This is a genomic window from Streptomyces sp. NPDC048516 (assembly GCF_043199875.1).
Lineage (GTDB): Bacteria > Actinomycetota > Actinomycetes > Streptomycetales > Streptomycetaceae > Streptomyces.
This window is the reverse complement of the sequence record NZ_JBICWS010000001.1, coordinates 1-24575: the sequence shown is the minus strand read 5'-3', so window position 1 is coordinate 24575 and position 24575 is coordinate 1. Positions and strand designations below refer to the sequence as shown.

At 71.6% G+C, this 24575-nt stretch carries 25 protein-coding genes and 1 pseudogene; 19 read left to right on the top strand and 7 right to left on the bottom strand.

All coding sequences use genetic code 11. The annotated features are described in order from the left end of the window. Nucleotides 1-155: 155 nt before the first annotated feature. The 3 genes and pseudogenes from ACGFR7_RS00130 to ACGFR7_RS00120 form a co-directional block, all read right to left on the bottom strand. A complete protein-coding gene (locus ACGFR7_RS00130; RefSeq protein WP_393311273.1) occupies nt 156-638 on the bottom strand; it encodes a DedA family protein in 483 nt (160 codons plus the stop codon). A 409-nt stretch (nt 639-1047) separates the two neighbouring features. After that, nucleotides 1048-1146: pseudogene (locus ACGFR7_RS00125) on the bottom strand (30S ribosomal protein S14); the annotation flags it as partial. Beyond that, nucleotides 1106-1477, bottom strand: a complete 372-nt coding sequence (locus tag ACGFR7_RS00120; RefSeq protein ID WP_393311271.1) for a L28 family ribosomal protein — start codon at nt 1475-1477, stop codon at nt 1106-1108. The pseudogene ACGFR7_RS00125 and the gene ACGFR7_RS00120, both read right to left, overlap by 41 nt. Nucleotides 1478-1489: 12 nt before the next feature. Between ACGFR7_RS00120 and rpmG the strand changes: the two genes are divergently transcribed. From rpmG to rpsR, 4 genes are all read left to right on the top strand, one after another. Further along, the gene (gene rpmG, locus ACGFR7_RS00115) at nt 1490-1654 is read left to right on the top strand and encodes a 50S ribosomal protein L33 (RefSeq protein WP_393311269.1); all 165 of its coding nucleotides are present in this window, start codon (nt 1490-1492) and stop codon (nt 1652-1654) included. Between the two features lie 70 nt (nt 1655-1724). Next, a complete protein-coding gene (locus ACGFR7_RS00110; RefSeq protein WP_393311267.1) occupies nt 1725-1979 on the top strand; it encodes a type B 50S ribosomal protein L31 in 255 nt (84 codons plus the stop codon). Next, entirely contained in the window at nt 1979-3169 is a 1191-nt protein-coding gene (locus ACGFR7_RS00105) for a CobW family GTP-binding protein (protein WP_393311265.1), read from the top strand. The genes ACGFR7_RS00110 and ACGFR7_RS00105 overlap by 1 nt, the downstream gene beginning before the upstream one ends. A gap of 64 nt (nt 3170-3233) precedes the next feature. Then, entirely contained in the window at nt 3234-3470 is a 237-nt protein-coding gene (gene rpsR, locus ACGFR7_RS00100; protein WP_393311263.1) for a 30S ribosomal protein S18, read from the top strand. Nucleotides 3471-3581: 111 nt separating this feature from the next. Here rpsR and ACGFR7_RS00095 read toward each other — a convergent pair whose 3' ends face one another. Further along, nucleotides 3582-3770, bottom strand: coding sequence for a hypothetical protein (locus ACGFR7_RS00095; RefSeq protein ID WP_393311261.1), 189 nt, complete (start codon nt 3768-3770; stop codon nt 3582-3584). A 27-nt stretch (nt 3771-3797) separates the two neighbouring features. Here ACGFR7_RS00095 and ACGFR7_RS00090 point away from each other — a divergent pair, with 27 nt between their 5' ends. Next, nucleotides 3798-4358: a GNAT family N-acetyltransferase gene (locus tag ACGFR7_RS00090; RefSeq protein WP_393311259.1), complete on the top strand. Its 561-nt coding sequence runs from the start codon at nt 3798-3800 to the stop codon at nt 4356-4358. 113 nt (nt 4359-4471) lie between these two features. Here the strand turns inward: ACGFR7_RS00090 and ACGFR7_RS00085 are convergent, their stop codons facing one another. Then, entirely contained in the window at nt 4472-5965 is a 1494-nt protein-coding gene (locus tag ACGFR7_RS00085; protein WP_393311257.1) for an alpha/beta fold hydrolase, read from the bottom strand. A gap of 144 nt (nt 5966-6109) precedes the next feature. On the opposite strand from ACGFR7_RS00085, the gene ACGFR7_RS00080 reads away from it, so the two are divergent. From ACGFR7_RS00080 to ACGFR7_RS00035, 10 genes are read left to right on the top strand one after another with little or no spacing between them, the layout of a single operon-like run. Next, nucleotides 6110-7366 (top strand): ATP-grasp domain-containing protein, encoded by a 1257-nt coding sequence (locus ACGFR7_RS00080; protein ID WP_393311255.1) that lies wholly within the window; start codon nt 6110-6112, stop codon nt 7364-7366. Then, nucleotides 7363-8211, top strand: a complete 849-nt coding sequence (locus ACGFR7_RS00075) for a Rossmann-like domain-containing protein (protein ID WP_393311253.1) — start codon at nt 7363-7365, stop codon at nt 8209-8211. The genes ACGFR7_RS00080 and ACGFR7_RS00075 overlap by 4 nt, the downstream gene beginning before the upstream one ends. Beyond that, a complete protein-coding gene (locus tag ACGFR7_RS00070; protein ID WP_393311251.1) occupies nt 8208-9302 on the top strand; it encodes a PLP-dependent cysteine synthase family protein in 1095 nt (364 codons plus the stop codon). The genes ACGFR7_RS00075 and ACGFR7_RS00070 overlap by 4 nt, the downstream gene beginning before the upstream one ends. Then, nucleotides 9299-10360, top strand: a complete 1062-nt coding sequence (locus ACGFR7_RS00065; RefSeq protein WP_393311249.1) for a dipeptide epimerase — start codon at nt 9299-9301, stop codon at nt 10358-10360. The genes ACGFR7_RS00070 and ACGFR7_RS00065 overlap by 4 nt, the downstream gene beginning before the upstream one ends. After that, on the top strand, nt 10344-11588 hold the full coding sequence (locus ACGFR7_RS00060; protein ID WP_393311247.1) for an MFS transporter: 1245 nt from the start codon (nt 10344-10346) through the stop codon (nt 11586-11588). The genes ACGFR7_RS00065 and ACGFR7_RS00060 overlap by 17 nt, the downstream gene beginning before the upstream one ends. A 13-nt stretch (nt 11589-11601) precedes the next feature. Further along, on the top strand, nt 11602-12414 hold the full coding sequence (locus ACGFR7_RS00055; RefSeq protein WP_393311245.1) for a class I SAM-dependent DNA methyltransferase: 813 nt from the start codon (nt 11602-11604) through the stop codon (nt 12412-12414). Nucleotides 12415-12448: 34 nt separating this feature from the next. Beyond that, the gene (locus ACGFR7_RS00050) at nt 12449-14020 is read left to right on the top strand and encodes an ABC transporter substrate-binding protein (RefSeq protein ID WP_393311243.1); all 1572 of its coding nucleotides are present in this window, start codon (nt 12449-12451) and stop codon (nt 14018-14020) included. Continuing rightward, nucleotides 14017-14970 carry an ABC transporter permease gene (locus ACGFR7_RS00045; protein WP_393311241.1) on the top strand — a complete coding sequence of 318 codons (954 nt, stop codon included), beginning with the start codon at nt 14017-14019 and terminating at the stop codon, nt 14968-14970. The genes ACGFR7_RS00050 and ACGFR7_RS00045 overlap by 4 nt, the downstream gene beginning before the upstream one ends. After that, the gene (locus ACGFR7_RS00040) at nt 14967-15842 is read left to right on the top strand and encodes an ABC transporter permease (protein WP_393311239.1); all 876 of its coding nucleotides are present in this window, start codon (nt 14967-14969) and stop codon (nt 15840-15842) included. Before ACGFR7_RS00045 ends, ACGFR7_RS00040 begins: the two co-directional genes overlap by 4 nt. 14 nt (nt 15843-15856) lie before the next feature. Continuing rightward, entirely contained in the window at nt 15857-17458 is a 1602-nt protein-coding gene (locus tag ACGFR7_RS00035) for an ABC transporter ATP-binding protein (protein ID WP_393312600.1), read from the top strand. A 188-nt stretch (nt 17459-17646) separates the two neighbouring features. On the opposite strand, the gene ACGFR7_RS00030 is transcribed toward ACGFR7_RS00035, so the two are convergent. Next, nucleotides 17647-18672, bottom strand: a complete 1026-nt coding sequence (locus tag ACGFR7_RS00030) for an AsnC family transcriptional regulator (protein ID WP_393311236.1) — start codon at nt 18670-18672, stop codon at nt 17647-17649. Between the two features lie 115 nt (nt 18673-18787). On the opposite strand from ACGFR7_RS00030, the gene ACGFR7_RS00025 reads away from it, so the two are divergent. Both ACGFR7_RS00025 and ACGFR7_RS00020 read left to right on the top strand, forming a co-directional pair. Further along, nucleotides 18788-20341: an AbgT family transporter gene (locus ACGFR7_RS00025; protein ID WP_393311234.1), complete on the top strand. Its 1554-nt coding sequence runs from the start codon at nt 18788-18790 to the stop codon at nt 20339-20341. Between the two features lie 50 nt (nt 20342-20391). Next, the gene (locus ACGFR7_RS00020; protein WP_393311232.1) at nt 20392-21573 is read left to right on the top strand and encodes a M20 family metallopeptidase; all 1182 of its coding nucleotides are present in this window, start codon (nt 20392-20394) and stop codon (nt 21571-21573) included. A 434-nt stretch (nt 21574-22007) separates the two neighbouring features. Here the strand turns inward: ACGFR7_RS00020 and ACGFR7_RS00015 are convergent, their stop codons facing one another. Next, nucleotides 22008-22832, bottom strand: coding sequence for an SDR family oxidoreductase (locus ACGFR7_RS00015; RefSeq protein WP_393311230.1), 825 nt, complete (start codon nt 22830-22832; stop codon nt 22008-22010). Between the two features lie 164 nt (nt 22833-22996). Here ACGFR7_RS00015 and ACGFR7_RS00010 point away from each other — a divergent pair, with 164 nt between their 5' ends. After that, a complete protein-coding gene (locus ACGFR7_RS00010) occupies nt 22997-23581 on the top strand; it encodes a TetR-like C-terminal domain-containing protein (protein ID WP_393311227.1) in 585 nt (194 codons plus the stop codon). Nucleotides 23582-24289: 708 nt separating this feature from the next. Then, a complete protein-coding gene (locus ACGFR7_RS00005) occupies nt 24290-24484 on the top strand; it encodes an FAD-dependent oxidoreductase (RefSeq protein WP_393311225.1) in 195 nt (64 codons plus the stop codon). Nucleotides 24485-24575 lie beyond the last annotated feature (91 nt).

Sequence of the window (24575 nt, the reverse complement as noted above, 5' to 3'; positions counted from 1 at the left end):
CGCTGCCATCACGGCGTCGAACGACCGGGGCGTGTTCTGTTCCCCTGCGATGAACCTGCCCCGCACCACAGGAAGGAGGGCCGGCCGGGCCGGGAGCCCCGGGGATGCCGACTCCTCTGCAGCCCGTTCCCGTTGTCCACCGCCGTAGCGGCCTTTCAGGATTCGCCGGCCGCGGTGTCGCGGTCGATCAAGGCAGCTTTTCTACGCCGGTACACCATCACGCCACACACCGTGAGGAGGAGGGCGGTGACCGCACCCACACCGATCATCGTCCGCTCGGCGAACAGCCTTGCCAGCAGTTCCAGCGCGCCGATACCGGCCGTCGCGTAGACCAGCGCCCAGCCCGCTCCGCCCACGAACAGTGCGGGGAGGTAGCGCGACAGGGGCATGCGCATACTCCCCGCGAGGAAGTTCGCAGCGGTCTGGAATCCGACGGTCAGGAAGGAGACGGCCACCACCGGTGCGCCCCACCGCTGGATCGCCCGTTCGGCGCGCCGGAACTTGGCCGTGGAGATCCGCTCCGCGAGCCTGCCGCGCCTGGCACCGGCCCCGGCGAGCCAGCCGACGGCGAAGGTCCCTCCGGCTCGCAGCAGGACGATGACGTAGAGACCGGCGGCCGTGAGCGCGACCTTATCCACGACGCCGCGCCCGCGAAGCCGGGCCCCCGCCGTGGACGGCTTCTCCCGTCACCCGATGCCGCGCCTCTCGCCGTAGCGGCCGCACTACGGGCACGAGGCCGGTCTCATACCTCACCTGCATCTGCTGGTCCGTCCCTGCATGCGTCTCGAATCGGCGCCGGTTCCCGAGCACGACGCAGGAGCACCGCTGCGCCCAGGGACTTCCGGGTACGGCCTCTCGTCAGGGCCACCCGACCCACCCAGGTTAAGCGAACAAGCGTGCCCCGGGTACATGGCCGGCCCGCGGACGGCGCGACGGGCACTCCACTCCCCCCCTGGCGGGCGGGCCGGCGACCGGCGATAGGTCGGGGAAGCCGAACGAGCCACCCGGACTGTCAGCCGCCCGGGCCGAGCGAAAGTTCCGCGTCCATCGCCGCATACCCTCCTTCAACTCGGCGCACCGGGCCGCGTACCGCTCCACGATCGCCTTACGCTTCTCGTTCTTCGCGATCTTGCTCTGCTTGGCCATCAGCCTTTCCCCCGGGTACACGAGTACGTCCCATCGCGACCCCCACGCCGATGGCATCGATCACCTTGATCGCCTTGCTCGTCTTGCTCGCCTTGATCGCCTTGATCGCCTTGATCGCCTTGACGCTGAGCACGAGCCGGATATGACGACCCCCGCTCGCCAGCCGGTAACGCTCGGGCTGGGCACTCGGGCCGAACTCACGGGACGTACGACGGCGTGAGCGGCTGACGGCCCTGCCGAAACCCGGCTTGGCGCCCTCCAGTCGACAGTGAGCGGACATGGTGGCCCAGCTCTCACCGGAAACCTTATCGATAATGGAAACCATTGCCATATAATGTCTTCCATGGCTCGCAACGAACTACGCCCGGTCATCAAGCTCCGCTCCACCGCAGGGACCGGCTACACCTACGTCACTCGCAAGAACCGCCGGAACGACCCCGATCGCCTGGTCCTGAGCAAGTACGACCCGGTCCTCGGCCGGCACGTCGACTTCCGCGAGGAGCGCTGACTCGCCGGCCGGTGCCGACTCGCCGGCCGGCCCCGTCTCCCCAGCCGAACTCATAGACAGGAACACCGTCATGAAACCCGGAATCCACCCCGTCTACCGCCCCGTCGTCTTCCGTGACAGGGCAGCCGACTTCGCCTTCCTCACCCGGTCCACCGCGACCAGCGACAAGACGATCGAGTGGGAGGACGGCAACACCTACCCCGTCATCGACGTGGAGATCTCGTCGAAGAGCCACCCCTTCTACACGGGCACCGCCAGGGTCCTCGACACGGCCGGCCGCGTCGAGCGCTTCGAGCGGCGGTACGGCCGACGCGGGGTGGCGTAATGGCGGAGCCCCCCGGCCTCCCCGGCCTCCCCGGCTTCCCCGGCCTCCCCGGCCTCCCCGTCGTCATCGTCGGCGGACTGCACTCAGCGGCCCGGGAGGAGGTCGTGCGGCGGCTGCTGCACACCGTGCACGGCAGTGTGGCCCTCCACCACGACCTCTCCACGGCCGCGGAGGGCACCGTACGGCGCACCGTGCAAGACACCTCGGGCACGCTGTCCTCCGGTGCGGCGCCCCTCGTCAACGACTGCGCATGCTGCGCCCTGCGCGAGGATCTGGTTCCCGAGCTCCAACGGCTGGCCGACAGCGGCCTGTACCGGCTCGCGGTGGTCGAGCTCTGGGACTCGGTCGAACCCAGGGCGATGGCCGAGGTCATCGCCGCACACGGCGGCGAAACGCTGACGCTCTCCAACGTCGTGACCGCGGTCGACCCGGCACTCGTACTGCCCTACCTCGCCAATGGCGACGACCTGGCGGAGGCAGGGCTCGCGGCGGCCGCCACCGATCAGCGGACCGTCGGGGACACCTGGGCCCGTCAGCTGGAGTACGCCCCGGTGCTCGCGCTCGTCGACGGGGAGAAGGCGGATGACGAGGACCGTGCGCTCCTGGCTCAGCTGCACCCGACCGCCCGCCAGGTGTCCGCCGTCTCGGGAGAGTTGGCGGAGGTCGCGTTCGCCGGATTCGACGTCGACGCGGCTGCCGCCGCCCAGCACCCGGCCTGCGCACTGCTGCCGCAGGAAGCGGAGGAGTCGGGAGTGGCCACTCTCGTGTGGCACCGCCGGCGCCCCTTCCATCCGGAACGGCTCTACCAGGCGCTGGAAGATCTGGCGTGTGCGGCGGCCCGCAGCCGGGGCCGCTTCTGGCTCGCCGACCGCCCCGACACCCTGCTGTCCTGGGACGCCGCGGGCGGAGCTCTGTGCGTGGAGAACGCCGGTCCCTGGCTCGCCTCACTCCCTGACGCCGCCTGGGAGATGGTGCCGCCCATGCGCAGGGCGGCCGCCGCCCTCGACTGGCACCCCGACCACGGCGACTGCTGCCAGCACCTGGTCTTCACCGCGCCGGGCCTCGACCGCGACGGCTTGGAGCGGCTGCTCGACTCCTGCCTGCTGACCGAGGACGAGGTCGCCGGCGGGCGAGAGGTGTGGAAGCGTCTCCCGGCCTCGTTCGACGCGCTCCTCCACCCCGTCTCCTGAATCCGCCCGCAGCCCCTCCCCCCTCCCCCGGACCCGCACCTCCGCCTGCCAGAAAGGAACTCCCATGTCCCGCCGCTCCGATTCCCGCAAACCTGTCAAGCCCCGCCCCAATCCGCTGGACCAGGCCGGGATCACCTACGTCGACTACAAGGACACCGACCTGCTGCGGAAGTTCATCTCCGACCGCGGCAAGATCCGCAGCCGCCGCGTCACCCGGGTCACCGCACAGCAGCAGCGTCAGCTGGCCCGCGCCATCAAGAACGCCCGCGAGATGGCGCTGCTCCCGTACGCGCCCAGGTAGTCCCCCACGCAATCGCTCCCTGGCTCCGCGCGGAACCCCGCTGCCGGGTTCCGGGATCAGGTTCCCCGGCCGGCCGGGTCCGGCAACGAAAGCGGCGGAGTCCACGGCGAATCAGCCGGTCCCCGGGTTCCACAGGTCCCAGTCGCGGCGCAGTGCCTCCGCGGCCCGGCGGTCCTCGGGGTCGGTGTGGACCACGGTGACGGCGTGGACCACGGTGCCGGCGTGGACTTCGTCACCGAGGGACGAGGCCGCGCCAAGGGCTTCGCAGGTGAGCCGGGGGCACCCGCCCGCCGCCGTCACGGGCCCTCAGTAATCAGGAGAGCAACGATGAGCAACGCACTGCACCCCGACTACACCTTGCGCCCCGCCGCCGCGGCGGACGTGGACGGCGCGCGCCGCTTGATGCTCGACACCTTCTCCACGGAATTCGGCTACGGCTACGTCCCCGCATGGCACGGCGACGTCATCGATATCGAGGGCACCTACCTGGACGACCCACGGCATCTCCTGCTGGTGGCCGAGCACCACGGCGAAGTGGTGGCCACCACCGGTGTGCGCTCGGCGGGCCCCGTCCACCCGCCGCACCCCCGCCGGCTCGCCGAACGCTATCCGCACGGGACCACCGCGCAGATCGTCCGCGTCTATGTCAGGCCGGCGCACCGGCGACATGGGCTGGCGCGCGCCATGGTGCGCATCGCCTCCGACTTCGCCGCTACCACTCCCGGCTACGACAGCATCTACCTGCACACCAACGTCAGGGCGGAAGGCGCCGAAGCCTTCTGGCGGAGCATGGCCAAGGAGATCTTCGACGCCCGCACCACCGGCGAGCACGGCCCTGGCGTTGACACGGTGCACTTCGAAATCCCCATGCCGCGGCCCGCCCGCTGATCCGGCCGGGTCACCTGCCTGGCCCGCTCACCGGGCGGACGAGGGCCCCGATCGTTTTCGATCGGGGCCCTCGTAGTTCCGCAATCACAAAGGACCCGTCGCCGCTCGCCCCGTCAGGACACCGTAGGCAGCCCGGGTCCTTCGCACCGCACGTCCGCTTCCGGCGCCCTCCCGTCGACGAGATACGCCGCCGCGGCGTCGTCCACGCACGCGTTGCCGCGACTGGCGAACACGCCGTGGGAGAAGTCGTTGTCGAGGGCCACCAGGCGCGAGCCGGGCAGCAGCCGCTGCAACTGGCGCGCTCCCTCGATGGGGGTGACGGGGTCGTGCGCCGAGGCCACCAGCAAGGCCGACGGCGCATCGGGGCTGCCGAGCGGGGTGCGGTGGGCAGGGCGGTGCTGCCAGTAGGCGCAGGTGGACGCTTCCATGCCGGTCAGCACCGGCTGGGGATCGAGACTCCGGGTTCGGCGGATGTCCGCGATGATCCGCCGCGGTGCGGGCGCGGGGCCGTCGGCGCACTTGACGATGCGGTTGGCGGCCTCGTAGTTGCGTGAGTCCGGGCCGTCGAAGGCGGTCTCGGGCAGGAAGCCGTCAACGACACCGTCATCCAGGTACGCGCGCAGTCCATCGGCGAGACCCGCCCAGCGTTCCGTGCGGCCCAGCGCGCGGTAGACGGCGCGGTCGAACCCCCCGGGGCCGAAGCCGTTCACCGGGTGGGCGGCGAGCCCTTCGCGCACGCGCAGGTAGGCCCGGCGGGTCCGGTGCGTGTCGCCGCCCAGCCGGAAGTGGTCGTGGTGATCGGCGAGCCAGGCGAAGAACCGGTCCCGCTGCCGCAGCAGCGCCCGGCTCTGCACGACGTCGAAGTCGTACCAGTCCCGGGGCCCGACCACGCTGTCGAGGACCATACGCCCGGTGCGCTGCGGGAAGCGTGCCGCGTAGGCGGCGCCGAGATAGGTGCCATAGGAGACGCCGAGGTAGTTCGTCTTCCGCTCGCCCAGCGCGGCCCGTATCGCGTCCATGTCCCGCACGGTCTGCTCCGTGGAGATGTTCGGCAGTACGTCCTTCGCTCCCGCGGCGCAGTCGTCGGCCATGCTCCGGAGCGAGGTCAGGTACGTCCGCTCGGCAGCGGGGCCGGCCGGTACGGGGTCCGTACCAGGAGCGGCGAAGAGGCCGCCCATGTCGCCGCAGTCGACCGGAGCGCTCTGGCCGACGCCGCGCGGATCAAAGCCGATCACGTCGTACGAACGCCGCACGCTCGCCGGGAGCTTGGCCCGCTTCGTGACCGCGTACGGCAGTCCGGAGCCGCCCGGGCCGCCCGGGTTGACCAGCAGGACGCCGCGCCGTTCGGCCGGGGTTCCCGAGGCACGCACCCGGGAGAGGGCCAGGTCGATGTGCTGTCCCCGGGGCCGGTCCCAGTCCAACGGCACGCTCAGCCGGGCGCACTCGACGCGCTCCGGCGCCGGCGGAGCGGGAACGGAGTCGGGGCAGGCGCCGAAGCGGAGGGTTGCCGGGGGTGCCGCGGCCCGGGCGGGTACGGCCGGGAGCGGGGTGATGACGAGGGCTGCCAGCGCGCACAGATGGGCCGTACGGCGTGCGGGAGGAATCACGGGTTGTCTCCAGTGAGATGCATCGATCATATGACAATGAAAATGATTATCGATATCGTGTCGTCGTGGCAACGCCGTCCGCCTCCCCGGAGGGGCGTCTTCGGGCTGCCCCGATATCTGCGCATCAGTCTGGGAAGGGAAGTTGTGGCTCATCTACTGGTGGTCGAGAGCTGGGTCGGATCGATGAGCAGGTTGCTGCCACGGGCGATCCGGGAGAGTGGGCACGAGTTCACCTTCCTCACCCGCGACCTGCACCACTACCTGCGCTCCGCCCCTGAGGGCACGGCGCACCCGCTCCTCGCCGCCCGCCATGTGATCACCGCGGACACCAACGACACCGCGGCTCTGCTGCCCCTGGTCGAGCGGTTGCACGCAGTCCTGGGATTCGACGGCGTGGTCACGTCCTGCGACTACTACCTGCCGACCGTGGGGCGCATCGCCGGCCACCTGGGCCTGACGGGCCCGAGCCCCGAGGCCGTCGAGAACGCCTGCCGCAAGGACGCCACCCGCCGCGTCCTCGCCGACGCCGGACTGCCCGGGCCGCGCTTCGCCGTCCACCAGGAGTGGGCCGGCATAGCGGGTGCCGCGCGGGAGATCGGCTATCCGCTGGTCGTCAAACCCATCGACCTGTGCGCGGGCATGTACGTGCGACGGGTGGACGACGAGGCCCAGCTCGCCGCCGCCGTCCGGGCCTTGGCCGACTTCCCGGTCAACGCGCGCGGGCAGCGGCGGGCGCCCGTGGTGCTGCTCGAGGAAATGCTGAACGGCCCCGAGGTGAGCGTCGAGGCGGTCTCGCACGCGGGCGCGGTCCATGTGGTCGGCGTGACCGACAAGAGCATCGGCGGGGCGCCGGCGTTCATCGAGACCGGCCACATGTTCCCCGCGGCGCTGACAGCCGCGGGCACGGAGGCCGCCGAGCAGACCGCGCTGGCGGCGCTCACGGCACTCGGCCTGACCGACGGGGTCGTGGCGCACACCGAAATCAAGCTGACCTCCGACGGTCCGCGCGTGGTCGAGGTCAACCCGCGCCCCGCCGGAAACCGGATCACCGAGCTCATCCGTCACGTGACGGGAATCGACCTGGCCGCGGCCTTCGTGGACGTCGCGCTGGGCCGCGCCCCCGACCTCCGGCGTACCGACACCGGATTGCGCAGCGCCGCCATCGGCTTCCTCGTGCCGCCCACCGCCGGCACCCTTGAATCCCTGGAGGATGGCCCGCTACGGGACGCACCGGACGTGCTGGAAGTCCAGCTCTCCCCACCCGGCAAGCAGGTCAAGGCGGCGGGCAGCAACAACGAGTACCTCGGGCACGTCATGGCGGGCGACCCGGAGGGCACCGGCGCCCGCGACCGGGTCGAGGCCCTGCTCGCCGAAGTGCGGTCCGGGCTGGTGATCCGATGACCTCCGCCACCTCGGCGTCCGTTCGCGGGGCGACGTACGACGGACTCATACGACGCACCCTGGGCGGCGAACTGGGCCCGGATCCCGCCGGTCAGCGGATCGCGGTGGCCTTCACCACGCGGCAGGCCGTACGGCACGCCGGGCGCGGCACCGGGTACCGCAACGAGGTGCTCAGCCTACGGCTCGGTGGGGCCGTAGGCTCGTGCGCGGTCGAGCCCGGTGCGCTGTCCGACGACGCGGTCGAGGAGTGTGTGGGCGCCGACGTGGCGCGACTGCTGGAGCATCCGTTGCCGCCGGTACGGGTGGCGGCACTCGACGCCTATCTGATGCACATCGCCCCGCACACTCCGAGCCACGGGGCCCGGCCTGTGCCGTTGCCGGCCGGGACGTCGCTGGAGAAGTCCCGGGCGAGGGCCAGGGCCGTCGTCGAGCTCCTCGACCTGCCACCCGGCGCGACGGTGCTCGTGGTCGGCGTCGTCAACTCGCTGCTGGAAGCACTGCGTTCGAGCGGCATCGGCTATGTGCCGTGCGACCTCAAGGGCGGGACGACGGAGTGGGACGAACCGGTCGTCACCGATGCGCTCGCCGCGGCCGGGCGGTGCGACGCGCTGCTCGTGTCCGGGATGACGTTGGGCAATGGGACCTTCGAGCCGCTGCGGGAGCACGCGCTGCGGCGCGGCAAGCCGCTGGTGATGTTCGCCCAAACCGGTAGCGCGATCCTGCCGCGCTTCCTCGGTCACGGGGTGAGCGCGGTGTGCGCGGAGCCCTACCCCTTCTTCTGGCTGGACGGCGGCCCCGGCACCGTCCACCGCTACCGCGCGGACTGTCCCGGAGGCACCCAGTGACCGTGACCGACGTCGGGCCGGTCGTCGCCCGCCCGGAGCTGCTCACCCTGCTCGGCCGCACTCCGTTGGTGCGGATCACCACCGAGCTGGCGGGCCCGCACCCCGGTTTCTGGGCCAAGCTCGAAGGTCTCGGTGCGGGCGGCATGAAGGCGCGGGCCGCGGTGTCCATGCTGCTGGGCGCCCGCGAGCGCGGTGAACTGCGGCCCGGCGCCCCCGTGGTGGAGTCCACGTCGGGCACGCTCGGCATCGGGCTCGCCTTCGCCGGGCAAGCCCTCGGCCATCCGGTCGTGCTGGTCGGCGACGGTGAACTGGAGCCCTCCATGCGACAGTTGCTCCGCGCCCACGGGGTGCGCCTGGAACTCGTGGACCGGCCCGCTCCGGAGGGTGGCTGGCAGGCGGCCCGGCTCGCGCGGCTGCAGGAGCTGCTCGCGGTGCTGCCCGACGCCTACTGGCCCGACCAGTACAACAACCCCGACAACAACACCGGATACGCCTCCCTCGCCGCCGAACTCGCCGTACAGCTGGATCATGCCGACGTCCTGGTGTGCAGCGTCGGCACCGGCGGACACAGCGCCGGGATCATCGGTCCGCTGCGCCGGCACTGGCCCGCCCTGCGGCTGATCGGCGTCGACGCCACAGGATCGACGATCTTCGGCCAGCCGGCCCGCCCGAGGCTGATGCGCGGACTGGGCAGCAGCATCCACCCGCGCAACGTCGCCTACGACACCTTCGACGAAGTCCACTGGGTCGGCCCCGCCGAAGCGGTGGACAGCTGCCGCCGCCTGGCCCGCGGCAGCTTCGTCAGCGGCGGCTGGAGCACGGGGGCGGTGGCGCGCGTCGCCGCATGGGCCTCCCGCGTGCACCCAGGCGCGGTGATCGCGACCGTCTTCCCCGACGGACCGCACCGCTACCTCGGCACGGTCTTCGACGACGACTTCGCCGCCGCGCACGGCGTGGCCCCCTCCACCGCTGCCGTCCGGCCTGTCGAGATCCCGCACCCGCGCGCGACCGAGGCCATCGGCTGGGCGCGGTGCACGCGCATCGCCGACCCGCTCCAGCCGGCCACGCCCCGTTCGGAAAGGAACCCATGAAGGCCCACTTGCGCACCGTACGCCTCGAACTCGCCGAGCCGCTGCGCATCTCCCGCGCCACCATGTCCGCGCGTGAGGCCGTGTGGCTGACCGTCGAACACGACGGTCTGCGCGGCCACGGAGAGGCGGTGACGAGCGTCTACTACGGACTCGACGCCGAGACGCTCCAAGGGCTGTTCAGCGCCGTCGGCACGGACCTCGGCCGCTTTCCCGACCCCGAGAGTGCCCTGGAGGCCCTGCGGGCAGGCGAGTTGGCCGGGCCTGACACTCCCCCGGCCGTGACCGCCGCCGTGGACGCCGCGCTGCTCGACCTGGTCGGCAAACGTGCGGAACGTCCCGTTCACCGGCTCCTCGGTACCCAGGTGGCCCCGGTTACCGCCACGGCCCGGACCATCGGCATCACCTCGCCCCTGCGCGCCGCCGCGGAGGCCCGGTGCCTCGCCGCGAGCGGCTTCGAGGTGATCAAGGTCAAGGCGGGCGCGCCCGATCCTGAGGACGATCTGGAGCGCGTCCGCGTCATCCGCGACGCGGCGCCCAGGGCGCGGCTGCTGCTCGATCCCAACGGTGCCTGGAGCAGGGCACAGGCAACAACCCTGCTGCCACGGTTCGCCGACCTCGGCGTCGAAGCCGTGGAACAGCCCCTCGCTCCGGGTGACCCCGGCGCACTGGGCGCCCTTGCCGAGAAGTCGTCCCTGCCGGTCATCGCCGACGAGGACGCCGTCGGTCTCGACGACGCCCTGCGGCTGGCCGGACGGGTCCAGGGCATCAACGTCAAGCTCGCCAAGTGCGGTGGCGTCCACGCGGCTCTGCGCATCGCCGAGTTGATCGCAGGCAGCGGCACCGAGCTGATGCTCGGCTGCCTGACCGCCAGCACCCTCGGTCTGGCGCCCGCCGTGCACCTTGCCGACCGCGCCCGCTGGGCCGACCTCGACGGCCATCTGCTGCTCGCGCACGACCCGTGGACCGGGATCGGGGGCCAGGACGGCTTCGTACGCGCCGGTGGCCTGCCCGGCCTGGGCGTGGAGCTGCGGGAGGTGGGCCGTGAAGACGTGGCATGAGATGCGCCGCTTTCCGCTCGCGGTCCAGCTCCTGCTGGTCAACCAGCTCGGCGTCAACACCGGCTTCTACCTCCTCATCCCCTACCTCGCCACCCATCTCGACGAGAACCTGGGCCTCTCGGCGGCCGTCGTCGGTGTGGTGCTCGGCGTGCGCAACCTCAGCCAGCAGGGCCTGTTCCTCATCGGTGGCTCCGCCTCCGACCGGCTCGGCGCGCGGGGCGTGATCATCGCCGGCTGTGCGCTGCGCACCGTCGGCTTCGCGCTCTTCGCCCTCGGCGACAGCCTGCCCCTGCTCCTGGCCGCTTCGGTCCTCAGCGGCCTCGCCGGGGCACTGTTCAACCCGGCTGTGCGCGCCTACATCGCCCAGGAGGCCGACGAGCGCAAGGCCGAGGCGTTCGCCCTGTTCAACATGTTCGCCACGACCGGCGCGCTGATCGGGCCGTTGCTGGGCAGCGCACTGCTCCTGGTGGACTTCCGTACCTCCGCCCTGACCGCGGCCGGGATCTTCGCGGCCCTCACGGTCGCCCAGGCCCTGGTCCTGCCCGCCCGGCAGGTCAAGCCGAGTGAGGGCACCGTGTTCGCCAACTGGCGCGAAGTCCTCGGCAACCGCGCCTTCCTGGCCTTCGCACTCGCCATGGTCGGCATGTTCACCCTGCAGAACCAGCTGTACCTGCTGCTGCCCGACGGCGCGCGGCGGGCCACCGGCTGGGACGGCGCGGCGGGCCTCGTCTTCCTCGTCGGCACCGTGTCCAACCTCGCCCTCCAACTGCGCATCACACGCGCGCTCAGCTCCCGTGGCAGCCGGACTCGCTGGATCGTCGTCGGCCTCTCCGTCATGGGCCTCGCGTTCCTGCCGCCGGCCCTGGTGGCGGACACCGGCTCCCCCGGATGGCTCGACGCCGTGCCCGTCCTGCTCGGTGCCCTCCTGCTCTACCTCGGCGTGATGGTCGCCCAGCCCTTCGTGATGGAGCTCATCCCCGGCTTCGGCCGGCCCGAGCTGACCGGCACGTACTTCGGGATCTTCTACGTCGTCTCGGGCATCGCCGCCGCCGTCGGCAACACGGTCGTCGGCTGGGCGATGGACACCGGAGCGCGGGGCAACGCCGGCTGGCTGCCCTGGGCGTGCTGCGCGCTGTTCGGACTCGCCTCCGCCCTGGGCGTGGCCTGGCTGCGGCGGCTCGGCTCGCTGCCGACGCACCGGAAACCCGCGGTACCGGCAACGGCTTGAGGAAGGAACTGACATGACCTCCACGACGGCCACGGCGGCCGCCCGCAACCTGCTCACCGACAACCCCGAGCTGTACGAGGCCCGTTTTCCCGACCCCGGCCGGCTGGCCGGACGCTGGACGGAGGACTGCCTGCGGCGGCACGGCGCCGGCCCACGCCTCCTGGACATGGGCTGCGGCACCGGCCGCGACGCCGCCCATCTGCACGACGCCGGCCGCAAGGTGACCGGAGCCGATCTGTCGGAGGCGATGCTCAGCTACGCCCGCGCGCACCACGCCGGGCCGGAGTACCTCCACGCCGACCTGCGCCGATTCGAACTCGGCCGGAACCGGTTCGACGCTGTGGTGTGCCTGGACAGCTCCCTGCTGTACTGCCACACCAACGACCAGCTGGAGGGCTTCCTCTCCTCCTGCCGCCGCGCGCTGATCCCCGGCGGCCTGCTGGTCGCGGAGATGCGCAACGGCGCGTACTTCCTGGGCCGCACCGACCTGCTCGACGCCCCCACCGTCAACCAGTTCACCTGGCAGGGCACCGCGTACCGCTCGACCACCATCCTCACCGTGGACCGCACGGCCCAGCTCCTGCGCCGTACGCGCACCTGGACCGCCGACGACGGATCGGAGGCATTCGAGCAGCGCTCCGCCTGGCGGCTGCTGTTCGCCCAGGAACTGCGGCATGTACTGGCCGCGAACGGCTTCGAAGTCCTCGAACTGCACGACGGCCCCGGACCGCGCACCCAACCCGCCTGGAGCGAGGGGCGGTGGCCGGGCCGGGAGACCGACGCCGACCGCCTGCACGTCGTGGCGCGACTCGTCACCCCCCGCTGACACCGCATCCCCACCACACCTCAAGGACACCTTCATGCACGACGGACGCTTTCCCGGCCTGCGCCGCCGCGGATTCCTCGCTTCCACCGGAGCGGCCACGCTGGGTGGACTGGGCCTCTCCGCCTGCGGCGGCCCCGGAAACAAGGGTCAGAACGACAAGGGCGGCACGCCCAAGCGCGGCGGACGCCTGCGCGCCGCCTTCGCGGGCGGGGGCGCCGGCGAGACCCTCGACCCGCACCTGGCCAATCTGTTCGCCGACGCCGCCCGCGCCAAGGCGCTCTTCGACAAGCTCGCCGACTACGGCGTCGACCTGTCCGCCCGGCCTCGCCTCGCCGAGAAGTGGGAGCCGAACAAGACCCTCGACCGCTGGCAGGTGACCCTGCGCAAGGCCACCTTCCACAACGGCAAGCCGGTCACCGCACAGGACGTCCTCTACAGCTACCGGCGCATCGCGGACCCGAAGAAGGCGTTCCGCGCCAAGGCGTCCCTGGAACCCATCGACCTCGACGCCAGCCGTGCCACCGGCCCCCGGAACATCGAGTTCGTGCTCAGGCGGCCGACCGCCGAATTCCCCAACGTCCTGGCCGCCTTCGGGGCGTACATCGTGCCCGAGCACGCCACCGGCTTCGACAACAGGCCGATCGGCTCCGGCCCCTTCCGCTTCGGGTCCTTCACACCCGGCCGCTCGGCCGTCTTCCGCCGCTACGACGACTACTGGGACGGCGCCCCCCACCTCGACGAGGTCGAGTTCATTGTCGCCAACGAGGAGTCCGCCCGTGTCAACGCACTCCTCGGCGGCCAGGTCGAGTACGCCCACGAGCTGAACCCCACCACCGCCCGCGCACACGAGGGCAAGGGACAGATCAACATCGTCCGGCTCCGCAACAGCGCCATGCAGGCGTTCTGCATGAAGACGGACCGGCCGCCCTTCGACGACAAGCGGGTGCGCCAGGCGTTCTTCCTCATCGCCGACCGCAAGGAGCTCGTCGACGGTGCCCTGTCCGGCGCAGGGGAGATCGGCAACGACCTGTTCGGCAAGGGCTACGAGTACTACGCCGACGGCCTCCCGCCACGCCACCAGGACCTCGACCGGGCCCGCGCCCTGCTCGAGCAGGCCGGCGCCGGGAAGCTGAAGGTCACCCTGGACACCTCGGCCGTCGCCGCCGGGTTCACCGAGGCCGCCGGCATCTTCCGCGACCAGGCCGCGAAGGCGGGCGTCACCATCGACGTGAAGATGGGCAGCAAGGACTCTTACTGGGCCGACACCCTCGACAACGGCACCCTGTGCTGCTACCGCTCCGGCGCCATGCCCATCGACGCCCACCTCTCCCAGCGTCTCCTCACCGACGCCGCCACCAACGCCACCAAGTGGAAGCACAAGGACTTCGACGCGCTCTACCGGCAGGCACAGTCCACCCGTGACAAGACCGAACGGGAAGCCGTGTACGCGCGCATGCAGCGCCGCCTGTACGCCGAGGGCGGCTTCCTCATCTGGGGCTTCGCGGACTGGATCCTCGGAACGGCCCACAACGTGGCGGGGGTTGAGGCCAAGGCGCCTGCCAACACCCTGGACTGGGCCCGCTTCGACAAGGTGTGGCTCGCGTGAGCGGACTGCGTTCCTTTGTCGTCCGGCGGCTGCTCCTCGGCGTCGCCCAGACCGCGGCGGTGGTGCTGCTGGTCTTCGGGCTCACCGAGGCCCTGCCGGGCGACGCCGCCGTCGCGCTGGCCGGAGACCAGCCGGACCCCGCACACATCCAGGCCATCCGCGAGGCGATGAACCTCGACCGGCCCGCCCCTGAGCGGCTGGCCGCCTGGGTCACCGGGCTGCTCCACGGTGACCTCGGCACCTCGCTCACCTCCGGACGCCCGGTGAGCTCGTACCTGGCCGGCGGCTTCGGCCCCACCCTGCTGCTGGCCGCATTCACCGTAACGCTGCTCATCCCGATCGGCTTCGGCCTCGGCATCCTGGCCGCCCGCCACGCGGGCGGACTGATCGACCGGCTGATCAGCTCCGTGACGCTCGCCGTATACGCGGTACCGGAGTTCGCCCTGGGGGTGCTGCTCGTGACCGTCCTGGCGCTCCAGCTGGCGTGGCTTCCGCCCACCGCCGTGGGCTACGGCACGGATCTGCTCGCCCACCCCGCCGTCCTGGCCCTTCCCGTCCTGGTCCTGCTCTCCCGCCCCGTCTGCTCGCTGACCCGGCTGGTGCGCGCAGGCATGATCGAAGCGCTCGCCTCCCCGTACGTGGCGCAGGCCCGCCGCTACGGCATCTCCGGCGCCCGCGTCCACTTCACCCACGCCTTGCCGGGCGCCCTCACCCCGGCCGCGCAGCAACTCGCACGCACCATCGACTGGCTGCTGTGCGGTGTGATCGTCGTCGAGGCTCTCTACGCGGTCCCGGGGCTCGGCACGGTCTTGCTCAACGCCGTCACCGAGCGCGATGTTCCCGTCGTGCAGGGCCTCGCCGTGCTGTTCGGCGTCCTGACCGCCGCCCTGAACCTCGGTGCCGACCTCGTCGCCCACCGACTCGCGCCCCGGGCGGGGGTGGCCGCGTGAAGTCCTCGCGCACGGGCCGCTTCGCCCTCGGTGCGGCCATCATCGCCGTCCCTCTCGTGCCGGCCCTCCTGGGCCCGTTGGCCGCCAGCGCCCCGGGCCCACGGGCCACGTCCTTCACCTTCGGCCAAGGGCACTGGCTGGGCACCGACTTCGTGGGCCGGGACGTATGGCAGCAGGTGCTGCACGGGGGCCGTCCGGTCGTGATGACCGCGCTCGCCGCCACGGCCCTGACCTACCTGGTCGCCCTCCCGGTCGGCCTCCTCGGGGCGCTCACCCACCGCCGCTGGCTGGAAGAGCTGCTGATGCGGCCCCTGGACGTGCTGCTCGCCGTGCCGTCGCTGCTGCTGATCCTGCTGGTGGCCTCCGTGTTCAGCCCCGGCCCGGTCGGCCTGGCCCTGCTGGTAGCGCTGGTCAACGTGCCCGATGCGGCCCGGATGGTGCGCGCCGCCGCCGCGGAAGCCGCGGCCCGGCCCGCGGTGGAAGCACTGCGCATGCAGGGCGAGACATGGTGGGGCACGGCTGTCGGCTACGTCGGCCGCTCCATGCTGCGCACGCTGGCCGCTGACGTCGGAACCCGGCTGACGGGTGTGCTTTATCTGGTCGCTACCGCAGCGTTCCTCGGTGTGGGCGTCGCGCCGGACGCCGCCGACTGGGCGGTCATGATCGACCGCAACCGCACCGGTCTGTTCGTCCAGCCGTGGGCCGTGGTCGTCCCCGCTCTGCTGATCGTCGCCCTCACGATGGGCAGCAACCTGCTCTTCGACGCGGCGCTGGACGACGGCCGCGATCGCGCCCGAACTCGTGGCTCGCGACGCCGGAAGACTATGACCAGGACCGTTCGAACCCGGGCAGGAAGTGACGTACGTCCGTGAACCACGAGAACGAGATGACGGGCCGTACCGGCACGCCGGGCGCGGCCCCCCACGCCGGCCCCGCCGCTCCCGTGGCCGAAGTCCGCGACCTGCGCGTCGTGGTCGACGGCAGGGCGATCGTCGACGGAGTGAACCTGTGTGCCCGGCCCGGTAAGGTCACCGCCCTCGTGGGCGCCTCGGGCAGCGGCAAAACCACCACGGGTCTCTCCCTGCTGGGCGAGTACCCGTCCGGTGCCCAGGTGACCGGTGACATACGTGTGGCCGCCGACGACCTGGCCGGTTACATCCCGCAGCACCCGTCGGCCGTGCTCAACCCGGCCCGCCGGATCGCCGCCCTCCTGACCGACATCGCCCGCAGGCAGGTACGCCACCTCCCCCGTGGCCAACGCCGGGCGGCGGCCCGCGACCGCGTCCTGCGCGCCCTCGCCGAAGCACAGCTCCCGGACGCCGAGACCCTGCTGCGGCGCTATCCCCACCAGCTCTCCGGCGGCCAGCAGCAACGCGTGGTCCTCGCCCAGGCGCTCCTGCTCGGCGCGCGAGTCATCGTCGCCGACGAACCCACCACCGGCCAGGACGCCCTGACCAAGAGCCGCGTCGTGGCCCAACTCGCGGCGGTGGCGGCGCGCGGCATCGCCGTCGTGCTGCTCAGTCACGATCTGGACGTCGTACGTGCCCTCGCCGACGAAGTGATCGTCATGCGGGAGGGCCAGGCCGTGGAGTCGGGCCCGGCAGAGCGCCTGTGGCTCAGTCCTCGGCACGAGTGGACTCGCCAACTGCTGGACGAACAACCCTCGTTCGTCGGCTGCGCCACCCCGGCGGGGGCCCCGGTCCGAGAGGCCGCACTGCGCGTACGTGACCTCACCGCCCGCCACCGCAACGGCACACGCGGCACGACCGTGGTCCTGCGGGCCCCCGAGCTCGACCTCCACCCGGGCGAAAGCCTGGCCGTTGTCGGCCGCTCCGGCAGCGGCAAGACCACCCTCGCCCGCTGCCTGGCCGGCCTGCATCGAGAACACGACGGAGAGACGCTCCTCGACGGCTCACCCTTGCCCCGCAGCCTGCGCAACCGCAGCCGAGCACAGCTGGCTGCCGTCCAGTACGTCTTCCAGGACGCGCGCGCCGCCTTCGACGAGCACCGCAGCGTCCTCGGCCAAGTCGCCCGCACCTCGGTACGGCTGCGCACCACCGACCAGCGCACCGCACAGACCGAGGCCCTGACCGCTCTCGCCGGCCTCGGCCTCCCCGAAGGACTCGCCCGCCGCCGCCCGGCTCAACTGTCCGGCGGCGAACTCCAGCGTGCCGCCCTCGCCCGCGCCCTGCTCGCCCGCCCCCGCGTCCTCATCTGCGACGAGATCACCTCCGGTCTTGACGCGGTCACCCGTCGCGGCATCCTCGACACCCTCACGACGCTGCTCCGCGACCACGAAGACCTGTCCCTGATCCTGATCACCCACGATCTGGACACCGCGGCCCTGGCCCACCACATCGCCGTCCTCGACGCCGGAGAAGTCGTCGAACAGGGCCCGGCCCGACAGATTCTCACCGAGCCGGAGCACCCCTTCACCCTCTCGCTCATGGCGACCACGACACGTCCGGGGGCGGGATGGCCCCCCTGACCCGCCGCTCAAGAAACGACGGACCACACACCGCCCCCGCCCGGCCCACCATGCCGGGGTCCCTCGCCAGCAGGCCGCGGCCCGGGTTGTCGACGTTGGTGTCCGCCAGCCTCCGCAAAGACAGCCGGGCCGGCCCGGGGCCGCCGGCCAGGAGGCCGGCGCGTCCGCCGGCCGGCGCCGTGGGGGCTTCAGAGCAGCGTCGGCGCGTGGAATGCGCCGAGACCCGAGATCAGGTTGCGGTCCAGCCAGTAGCGGCGCGGTTCGGCGAGCATGATGTCGACGCTGACGGCGAGGATGCCGGGGATCTTGGCCAGCTCGTGGTCGATGAAGAGCGCCAGGGCCGCGCGGTCGGTGACCAGACCCATGACGAGGACGGACATGTCGCTGGCGACGTGGGCGGCGAGCCGGGTCTGGGGGAGCTGGTCGATGCGGCGCATGACGTCGGGCGTGCCGCCCGGGGCCACGCGCAGGCGGAGCAGGAAGGTGGTCTGGAAACCGAGCCATTCCGACACCATCTCCAGGCGCGGTTTGACCCACCCCTCGTCGAGGACCCTGCGGACGACGCGGTGCGCGGTGGAGGTGGCCAGGCCGGCCGCCCGGGCGATGCTCGCGGCGGATGCGCGGCTGTCCTGGATCAGCTGGGCGACGACGGTGCGTTCGGCCTCGGTGAGCGGCTTGGCGGGCGGTGTCGCGGTCGCGGTGCCCTCCCGGCGGGCGCCGGTGAGCTTCAGGAGGTCGGCGCGTTCGGTGTCGGTGAGGAACTGGGGGTCCCAGGTCATGCCCCGGCGCAGGGTGCTGAGGGCCGGCAGGGCGTTGACGCGGCGGACGCCCGGGACGGAGTACAGCCGGTCGATCGCCTCGCTGGTAGCGGCCTCGGACGGGGCGTGGATGACGACGTAGAGGGGAGCGTTGCCGGAGATCTGTGCCAGGAGCTGGAGGTGGGGCAGATCACTGAGCCGGTGGAGGACGGTGAGCGGGGTTTCGCCAGTAATGTCCAGGAAAACGTGGACCGGCATCGCCGTGGAGTGCATGCCCCAGTAGGCATGCCCGATCGCACGGACCATCCGGGCCTGGTGCAGCCGGTCGTAACGGCGCTTGAGCGTGCTGGCGTCGGCGGCCAGGATCCCGCCGATGTCGTCCCAGGTGGCCCGGGGGGCCACGTGCAGCGCGCCGATGAGGCGCCGGTCGAGCTCGTCGAGGAGAGGACGGGTCATAGTCCCCCACCTTAAACTGCCGGTTAATCTTACCGTTACATCCAAAGTCTAGAGAATCTCTCACTTGGATGCCACTGTTCGCAGGAACGTCCCTCGCATGCACGAAGGGGTACCGATGAGTGCCACCTCCGCTCAGCCTCCGGCCACCGAGCCACAGTCGAGAATCCTGCGCACCGCGTTCCGGAGCTTCGCGGCGATCGAGAAGATAGGTAACAAACTCCCCAACCCCTTCTGGCTGTTCTGGATCCTCGCGGGGGTCGTCGCCGTCCTCAGCGCCGTACTGGCGGCGGTCGGCGTCAGCGCCGTGCACCCCGGCACGCACGAGATCATCAAGGTGCAGAACCTGCTCAGCAAGGACGGCCTCGCCATGGCCGTCGAGGGAGCCGTCGACAACTTCGCGGAATTCCCGCCGCTGGCCACCATCCTCACCGTGATGTTCGGCATCGCCGTCGCGGAGCGGAGCGGACTGTTCTCCACCCTGCTGCGCCGCATGGTCGCGCGGGTGCCGGGCAAGTACCTCACCTTCGCCCTGTCGATGACGGCCATGGTCAGCCATGTCGCCGGCGACGCCGCCTACGTCACCCTCATGCCGCTCGGCGCACTGATCTTCCGTGCGGCGGGCCGCAGCCCGGTGCTCGGCTGCATCGTCGCCTACGTGTCGGTCTCCGCCGGCTACGACGCCTCCCCGTCGCTCACCACCACCGACGTACTGCTGTCCTCGATCTCCACCGCCGCCGCCCACACCATCGACGCGCACTACGTCGTCACCCCGCTGGCCAACTACTTCTTCGGAGTCGGTTCGTCGGTCCTGGTGGCCCTGGTGATCACCCTCGTCGTCGACAAGGTCCTCGCCCGCCGCCGGGACCTCGAGCCCGACGAGCCGGTCGCCGCGCCGGACGCCGAAGAACTGGAGGCGATCGAGGTCACCGGGCAGCAGCGCCGCGCGCTGCGCACGACCGGACTGGTCGCCCTCGGCCTCATCGCGTTCCTGGTGGTGGCCATGATCCCCTCGTCCTCACCACTGCGCGGCGACAGCGGCGGCATCGTCGACTCCCCGTTGGTCGGCGGGATGGCGCTCGTCCTGGGTGTGTTCTTCGCCGTGCTCGGCACCGTCTACGGCCGGATGACCGGCACTTTCTCCGCCGCCCGCGACATCATCACCGCGATGGCCGACGGCACCCGGTCGATGGCGCCGATCCTCGTGCTGTTCTTCGCGATCTCCCAGTTCCTCGCCTACTTCAAGTGGACGAACATCGGCAACGTCCTCGCCGTCAAGGGCGCCGAGACGCTGCGCGACCTGCACATGCACGGCTGGACCGTGCTGGTCGCCCTCGCCCTGCTGATCACGTTCATGAACCTCGTCATCACCAGCGGCTCCGCCCTGTGGGCGCTGGCCGCCCCGGTGCTCGTGCCCATGCTGATGCTCATCGGCATCGACGCCGAGACCACCCAGGCCGTCTACCGCGTCGCCGACTCGGTCACCAACTGCGTCACCCCGATGAGCCCGTACTTCGTGATGGCCCTGGGCTTCATCCAGCAGTACCGCAAGTCCGCCGGAATCGGCACCCTTGCCTCCCTCACGATCCCGATCGCCGCCGTCGTCTGGGTCGTCTGGATCGCCTTCTTCGTGGCCTGGTACCTGCTGGGCCTCCCCTTCGGCGTCAGCTGACCCCGCCCTCCGAGGAACACCGCCCCCAGCCCCGTACGAGAAAGCAGATCATGACCGCACTGCCCGCTGCCGCCCTCGCCGCCCGCGCCCAGGACGTCTCGCCGGAGATCGTCACCGACATCCTGACCCTCGTCCGCCACGAGACCAGCAGTTACGACCTGTCCGGCCTCGCCGCGGGCCTGGGCCTCCTGCACGAGCTCGCCGTCCACCGACTCGGCCGGCCCGACCACGCACAGCGCCACCCCGGCGGCGAGTGCGGCGACACCCTCGCGCTGACCTACACCGGCACCGGCACCGGGCACGTCGCGTTGGTCGGCCACTACGACACCGTCTGGCCGACCGGCACCCTCGCCGGATGGGAGCCACCGGAGGTGTCCGACGACGGCCGGGAGAAGCTCAGCGGGCCGGGCATCTTCGACATGAAGACCGGCCTGGTCCAAGGCATCTGGGCCCTGAAGCTGGCCAGGGCGAGCGGCGTACCGGTGCCCACCGTCACCTTTCTCTTCAACGGCGACGAGGAGATCGGCTCGCTGTCCTCGCGGCCGGTGATCGAGGAGGTCGCGCAGAAGGCCGACGCCACGCTGGTGCTGGAGCCGAGCGCCCATGGTGCGGTCAAGACCGCCCGCAAGGGCTGTGGGATCTTCCGGGTCACGGCCACCGGCGTCGAGGCACACGCCGGGCTCGCGCCTCAGGACGGGGCGAGCGCGATCACCGCGCTGTCCGAGTTCGTGGTCGCCGCCGCGGCCGTCGCCGCGCCCGGCAAGGGCACCACGGTCAACACCGGGCTCATCAAGGGCGGCTCCGGCACCAACGTCGTCGCCGGGCAGGCCACCGCCAGTATCGACATCCGGGTCAGCAGCGAGGCCGAACAGCGCCGTGTCGACGAGGCGCTGGACGCCATCCAGGTCAGTGACCGCCGCGTCCGCATCGAGATCGACCACGCCTGGAACCGGCCGCCGATGGCCCTCAACGCCTCCTCCGCCCGCCTCCTCGCCCTCGCCCGCGAGGTCACCCGCGAGCAGGGCCGCGGCGAGCTGGCCGACGCCGCCGTCGGCGGTGCCAGCGACGCCAACTTCGTCGCCGCCCTCGGCCTGCCCGTGCTGTGCGGCATGGGCGCAGTCGGCGACAACGCCCACGCCCGGGGCGAGTTCATCTACCCCGACACGGTGCCCGCCCAGACCTCCCTGGTCGCGGGGCTGCTGGGACGACTGGCGGAACCGCTGCGGGACTGATACATGCCGCGAGGTGCCCCACGTCCGGGCGTATGGCCCGGACGTGGGGAATGCGGAGGAGGGTGCCGACCCTCGCGTGCGGCTGCCGGCGCCGGTGTGCCGGGCCGTTGCGCCGCTGCTCGGCCGTACGCCGGGGCTGTCCCGCGCGCCCCGGACAGAGAGGCGTCCGCGATCTTGTGCGTGAACCTGGACCGCACGCCGCTGGAGCAGGCCGCGGCCGTGCTGTCCGCGTTCGCGCGCAGGCGGCCGGCGAAAGGCTGTCGGGCGGCGTGCGTCGTCGGCGTTGATGACGGTGCTGCCTCGGCTGCTGTCCGGGGCCGGTGCGTGGAGTTCACCACGTCCTGCTGGGTATCGAGGACGGTCGCCACCTCGGGTGACAAGGCGGCGAGTTGGGTCGGGACGAGGAGTGAGGGACGTCAGCCGGGCCGGTGACGTCAGCCGGGCTGCCCGGCGGCGGCAAGTGCCGTGACGCCGCCGTCCACGAGCAGATCGGTGCCGGAGATGAAGCTTGCCGAGGGGCCGACGAGGAAGGCGACTGCGTCGGTGACGTCGGCCGCGGTTCCGGCCCGCTTGGCGTTGGAGGCGGCGATCAACTTTCGTATGGTGTCCCCGTGTTCGCCGGCGAGTTCCGTCTGCCCCATGGGGGTGGCGATCGCTCCGGGACTCACCGAGTTGATCCGTGCCTCCCGTGCGCCCCAGCTGGAGCTCGCGGCCTTCACGCGCAGCAGGTTGGCTTCCTTGGAGAAGGTATAGGCCGCCCCTGGGCCGGAGAATCGGTCCTTGGCCGCGACCGGGAGGGCGAGCAGTTCGCCGGCCGGTGCCGTGGCCAGCTGCACGGCTTCTTCGGCGGACAGCCCGGCGCCTCGGTGGCCGGCCATGCTGGCGATGACCACGCCGGAGCCGCCAGGGGCCACGACCTGGCCGAATTCCTCCAGCACGAGTGCGACTCCCAGCAGGTCGACGGCGAGGATGGCTGCGACGGACGCTTGCACGGGCGAGAGTCCGGCCGTGTGGACCACGGTCCGCACCGGACCGAGGCCGGCGGCCCGGCGAGCCAGCGCGGCGACGGATTCCCGGGACGAGACGTCGGCCGGGGCAGCGGTCACGGTGTACCCGTCCTTCTCCAGCTGCGCGCGGACGGCCTCCAGGACCTCGGCGTTGAAGTCTGCGATCAGGAGCTGGGCCCCGGAGCCCAGACGGCGGGCGATGGACTCTCCCATCCCACCGACACCAATGACGACGACTACTGACTGGCTCATGTGTTCCACCTTCTCGATGGCCGGCAGAACTGCCGGGGGACGGGGGCGTGCGGGGCTACGGGCCGGGTTTCGTGAACCGTCGGAGATGCCGGTCCGGCGAAGCCTCGCACACTTCCGACACCTGTCGGTTATTCCACAGGTGTGGGTGACATTACAATGACTCCGTGCCCGTTCAGCAAAGTGACCGCCGCTCCCGCCGCTCCCGCGCCGCGATGGAGGGCGCACTGCTGGAGTTGATCAGAGACCGCGACCTCAGTCAGATCTCGGTCTCCGACGTGACCGGCCGCGCCGACGTGCACCGCTCGACTTTCTACGAGCACTACACCGACGTGCATGACCTGGCCGCCTCGGCATGCACGGAGATGTTCGACCAGTTGCTCGCCGCCACCTCCGCGCTCCCGGTCGCCGGGGACTCCTCGGAGGGGGGCGCACACCCCTCCCTCACGGCGGTGTTCGCCCACGTCGCCGAACATCGTGCGCTCTATCAGGCTCTCCTCGGCGCCGACGGCAGCGCCCGGGTGATCAACCACCTCTTGCAGCGCATGACGGAATCCATCCGGTCGAGACTTTCCGCCCGGCTCACCGGCCCCGAGGGCGATACGGACGACCCCGCGGCCGCCTTCATCTCCGGAGCGCTCCTCGGCTCCATCGCGGACTGGCTGCACCGCGGCTGCCCGGGGACGCCGGAAGGCTTCGCCACCGCGATCTGGCCACAGCTGGCTGCAACGACACTCACCCGGCCGGCCTGAGCGGCCACCGTCCCGCGGGGCGACCGGCCGAAAGCCCCGCGCCGGAGCGGGTTCACCGGCGAGGTGACGGACCACCCCTCCCCGGCGCCGCCCCACCACTGACCCGCCCCTGACCCGCCACGCGACCTCCGCCCGCGCCCCTCGCTGCACGCGGATGACGTGCGCGCACGCATGCCGTAACCACCGGCCTCGCGCGCCACGATCGACCCGCCCCCTTCCGTAGCGGCACCCACCCGCTCCGCGCATGCCCGGTCGGCACGGGCCTCCTCCCCTGATGCGCCCTTTCGTCCGCCGGCCTGCGTAAAGGGGCCCTGCGGCGTACCTTCACCGCGTCGCGAAGCCCCCTCCCCCGCCCCTCTGCCGCCACGCGTTCCAGCGCCCGAGGCGACGGACCCGGCGCATCCGCGCGCCCCTCCACCCCCGCCGACGCAGCCCCAGGGGGCCAAGACCACTTGCAATACGACAGCTGTCGGTTAACCTACAGATGTCGTTCACGACGGAGGTTGCGGCACCGGGCTTCCGCCCAGGCCGCAGGACGTCGCCCGCGGGACGTCACCCCCTCCCGTCGCGCGCCGTCCGTGCCGCACAGATCCCTGTCGCGTCGCATGAAGTGCGGAAGGAAGTCGCTCACATGTGGAACCGAACTGACCGAGGCCCGTCTCCCGGGGCGGCTTCGCCTCGGGTCTCCGTGGATCCGGCGGGCCCGGCGTGGTGACCCGCCCCGGCAAGGTGGTGATCGTCGGCGGCTCGTCGGCCGGCCTTGCGACAGTGGAAGCGCTGCGCCGCCAGGGCCACGAGGGAGCGCTGACCCTCCTGGATGCCGAACGTCATCTCCCCTACGACCGCCCCGTTATCTTTTTCGCGGTCCTGCAATGGGGCCGCTGGCCTCCGGGCCCGGTATGACTGTTGCCCCCTGTCGAAGGCATGACCTGGGGGGTGGTGTTCACCGGGCCCGGGAGGTGTTCGTCAGAGACGCTGATCAGAGGTCCGGCCG